Here is a 3,726-nt window from a genome sequence, read left to right as displayed (position 1 = left end):
TCGGTCTCCAGCCGGATGTTCTCGTAGGCCATGGGGGGCTCCTGAAGGTGCTCGGGGTTAGTATTTGTAGAAGCCGCGGCCGCTCTTCTTGCCGTACCAGCCGGCGTCCACGTACTGGCGCAGCAGCGGGCTCGGGCGGTACTTGTCGTCACCCAGGCCCTTGTGCAGCACCTCGGCGATGTAGAGCACCGTGTCCAGGCCGATGAAGTCCGCGAGCTGCAGCGGGCCCATGGGCTGGTTCGTCCCCAGCTTCATCGCCGTGTCGATGTCCTCCGCCGTCCCCAGGCCCTCCATCAGCGCGAAGCAGGCCTCGTTCAGCATGGGAATCAGGATGCGGTTGACGATGAAGCCCGGGAAGTCCTTCGACACCACCGTCGTCTTCCCCATCTTCTCGGCGAGCGAGCGGGTGGCCTGGTAGGTGGCATCCGACGTCGCCGCGCCCCGGATCAGCTCCACGAGCTGCATGAGCGGCACCGGGTTCATGAAGTGCATGCCGATGACGTTCTCGGGGCGCTTCGTCGCCGCGGCGATGCGGGTGATGGGGATGGACGAGGTGTTGGTGGCCAGGATGCCGCCCGGCTTCACCACGCTGTCCAGTTCCACGAAGATGCGGCGCTTGAGCTCCTCGTTCTCCGTCACCGCCTCGATGGCGAAGTCCACGTCCTTCACCTCGGTGGCGCTCGTGGAGGTGGCGAGGTTGGTGTTCGCCGCCTCGAGCCGGGCCGCGTCCAGCTTGCCCTTCTCCACCAGCTTCTTCAGGCCGCCCTTGATGCGCTCGGCGCCCTTGGCGAGACCCTCCTTCGAGACGTCCACCAGCGTGACCCGCAGGCCAGCCTGCAGCGCCACCTGGGCGATGCCCGACCCCATCTGCCCTGCCCCGACGACGACGATGTGCTCCGTTGCCATGGCGTTCGAGACCCCTTGCTCGGTAAACGAGGAACCGGGCGCGCTATAGCCCTGGCACCCCCACCGGTCAACGACTCGCCGGCACCCGCAGTCCCCGCTCGACGCGCACGTCCTCGTCCCCGAGTGTCAGGCGCTCCACACGGGGCGGGCGCGATGGACCCTCCGCACCCCGGGCGAACACCCACACCTCGTACCTCCCCGAGGGCAGGGCCATCTCCTGGGTGATGGAACTGGGAGGAGCGGCTTCCCGCAGGCGGTGCTCCTCGCGCTTGAGCAGCTCGCCGTCCTCGGCCTTCACCTGGAACTCGAGGACCCGGATGTCGCTCCACCCCGGGCCGTCCAGCCGCCACACCAGCTCGCGCTCGGGCACGTCCGAGCCCTTCCACAGCCACAGGCCCAGCGCGACCAGCAGCAGCACCGGCAGCCGCCTCAACAGGGGGTGTTTTCGCCAGTCCCGCCGCGGCTCGCCCTCCACGACCTCACTCCTTCTTCGCGGATGCCTTCTTGCCGCCGCGGCGCGTGTTCAGCTCGGTGACGACCACCTTGGTCCGAGGCGGCGTCTCGTCCGACTCCTCCTCGTCCTCCACCTTCTCGTGAGGCACCAGGCGGATCTGCGCCTTCACCTCGATGGTCATCCCCGACACCAGCTTGAGCAGCTCGTCGCGCAGCTTCTCCGACTGGAGGAAGCGCCGCAGCTCCTCGGAGACGACCCGGCCCACCTCGTCCTTCGTCTTCTCCGCCTGCCCGAGGATGTAGCCGAGCACCTCCTTGGGCAGCTTGAGCTGGCCGGCCAGCGAGCGGATGCCCTCCTCCGTCATGAAGAGGGCACCCAATCCCGCCACCGCCACCTTGCGCATGAACTCCGGCACGAACCCCGCGCGGGACTCGCGCCCCGGCTCGTCATCGAGCAGCGGATCGAAATCGTCGTCTGGGTCCTTGCCGGGCGCCATGGGGTCCTCGGGGTTCGTGGAGGCGGCTAGCCTACCACCGGCAGCTTCACCGCCACCCGCATGTTCTCCGTGGAGACGCGGCCGGCGATGTTGCGCGCCATCCCCATGAAGGCCTTGGCCTCGGGGCTGTCCGGCGCGCTGAGCACCACCGGCACGCCCGCGTCACCCGACTCGCGGATTTTCAAATCCAGGGGAATCTCCCCCAGGAAGGGGATGCTGAACATCTCGGCGGCCTTGTGGCCACCGCCGTGGTTGAAGATGGGCGTGGACTTCGAGCAGTGCGGGCACACGAACTGGCTCATGTTCTCCACGATGCCCAGCACGGGGATGTGCACCTTGTCGAACATCTGCTTGGCGCGCACCACGTCCGCCAGCGCCACGTCCTGCGGCGTCGTCACCAGCACCGCGCCCGCCGCCCTCACCGACTGCGACAGCGACAGGGCCACGTCGCCCGTCCCCGGCGGCAGGTCGAGGATGAGGTAGTCCAGCTCGCCCCAGCGCACGTCGCGCACCAGCTGCATCAGCGCGCCGTGCAGCATGGGCCCGCGCCAGATGAGCGCCTGATCCGCCTCCACCAGGAAGCCGATCGACATCACCTTCAGCCCGTGTTTCTCCAGCGGCAGCAGCGTCTTGCCGTCCGGGCTCACCGGCTTCTCGGTGATGCCCGTCATCAGCGGCACCGAGGGGCCGTAGAAGTCCGCGTCCAGCAGGCCCACCTTCGCGCCCTCGCGCGCCAGCGCCGCCGCCAGGTTCACCGACACCGTGCTCTTGCCCACGCCGCCCTTGCCGGCGCCGACGAGGATCACGTTCTTCACCTGCGGGAGGATGGCCTGCCCCTGCGGTCCGCCCATGCCCCCCGGCGCCGAGCGCACCTGCGCGCCCCACTCGATGTCGAACGTCTTCAGCCCCGCCACCTGCTTGAGTGCCGCCTCGGCGTCCGCCTGGATCTTCCCCTTCATCGGGCAGGCCGGCGTGGTCAGCTCGATCTTGAGCTTCACCTTGTCGCCGTCCACGCGGATGTCCTTCACCATCCCGGCCTTCACCAGATCGATGTGCAGCTCGGGATCCATCACCTTCGACATCGCCGCGAGGATGTCGCGCTCGGAAACGCTCATCTGGGTACCTGAATCCTTTGGAGTCCGGGGGGTTGGGGGTCTCCCCCTCGGAGAGGGCGCGGAATAGCCAGCGGCCCCGATCGTGTCAACCTCCTCTAATCCCCCGCTCCCGTGACCGCATGCCCTCTCATTCGATGGCGGCCACCCGATACTCGCCTGCCTCCCGGACCAGCCGCACCGCCCGCGCCTCTCCGATCGGGAACTCCGCCCCCGAGGCCGACAGCCGCACCGGCCCCTTCAGGGCGAGCCGCGCCCGGCGTACCCGCTCGGCCGACAGGGGCTCGCGCTTGAAGTCGTCACGCAGGCGCTCGGGTGTGTAGCGGGCACGCAGCGGAGCGCTCAAGAGCGACCAGGCCTTGGGCCAGTCGCTCCCCTTCACCGCGTCCAGGAAGCGCTTCAGGGTCTCCCGAGGCGCGGCCTCCGCCTCCTCGACGACCCGCCAGCCCCTCGGCAGCTGGATCACGGTGAGGGCCGGGGCCTGGGCCTGGAGCTCCGGGAGGGCCTTGCGCACCTCCTCGACCCGGGCCTGACGCACCGAGGCGTCCCAGTACTGCTCGTAAAAGGCCTTCTCGCCCCGGGACATGCTCGTCAGCAGGTAGGCATCCGACAGGCGCTTCTCCTCCAGCGCCTTGGCATAGGCCACCGCCACCTCCGTGGGGCCGGGTTTGTGGGCACAGCCCGTGGCCACCAGGGAGACCGTGAGGGAGAGAGTCAGGAATGGAGGTCTGGGGAGGTTGGGGAACATGGGAGCGCGG

Annotated in this window: 5 protein-coding genes; all 5 read right to left on the bottom strand. The window is 68.8% G+C overall.

Annotated elements, in window-relative coordinates:
* Positions 1 to 57 precede the first annotated feature (57 nt).
* The gene (locus VF697_RS09295; protein ID WP_331093389.1) at positions 58 to 906 is read right to left on the bottom strand and encodes a 3-hydroxybutyryl-CoA dehydrogenase; all 849 of its coding nucleotides are present in this window, start codon (positions 904 to 906) and stop codon (positions 58 to 60) included.
* Positions 907 to 973: 67 nt separating this feature from the next.
* Positions 974 to 1,381 (bottom strand): hypothetical protein, encoded by a 408-nt coding sequence (locus VF697_RS09290; RefSeq protein ID WP_331093387.1) that lies wholly within the window; start codon positions 1,379 to 1,381, stop codon positions 974 to 976.
* A 4-nt stretch (positions 1,382 to 1,385) separates the two neighbouring features.
* Positions 1,386 to 1,856, bottom strand: a complete 471-nt coding sequence (locus VF697_RS09285; protein ID WP_331093385.1) for a hypothetical protein — start codon at positions 1,854 to 1,856, stop codon at positions 1,386 to 1,388.
* A gap of 26 nt (positions 1,857 to 1,882) precedes the next feature.
* Positions 1,883 to 2,971, bottom strand: coding sequence for an Mrp/NBP35 family ATP-binding protein (locus VF697_RS09280; protein WP_331093383.1), 1,089 nt, complete (start codon positions 2,969 to 2,971; stop codon positions 1,883 to 1,885).
* A 127-nt stretch (positions 2,972 to 3,098) separates the two neighbouring features.
* Positions 3,099 to 3,716, bottom strand: coding sequence for a hypothetical protein (locus VF697_RS09275; RefSeq protein ID WP_414641265.1), 618 nt, complete (start codon positions 3,714 to 3,716; stop codon positions 3,099 to 3,101).
* Positions 3,717 to 3,726 lie beyond the last annotated feature (10 nt).

Source organism: Archangium sp., assembly GCF_036388035.1.
Classification (GTDB): domain Bacteria; phylum Myxococcota; class Myxococcia; order Myxococcales; family Myxococcaceae; genus Archangium.
This window is presented reverse-complemented; position numbering and strand designations above follow the sequence as displayed.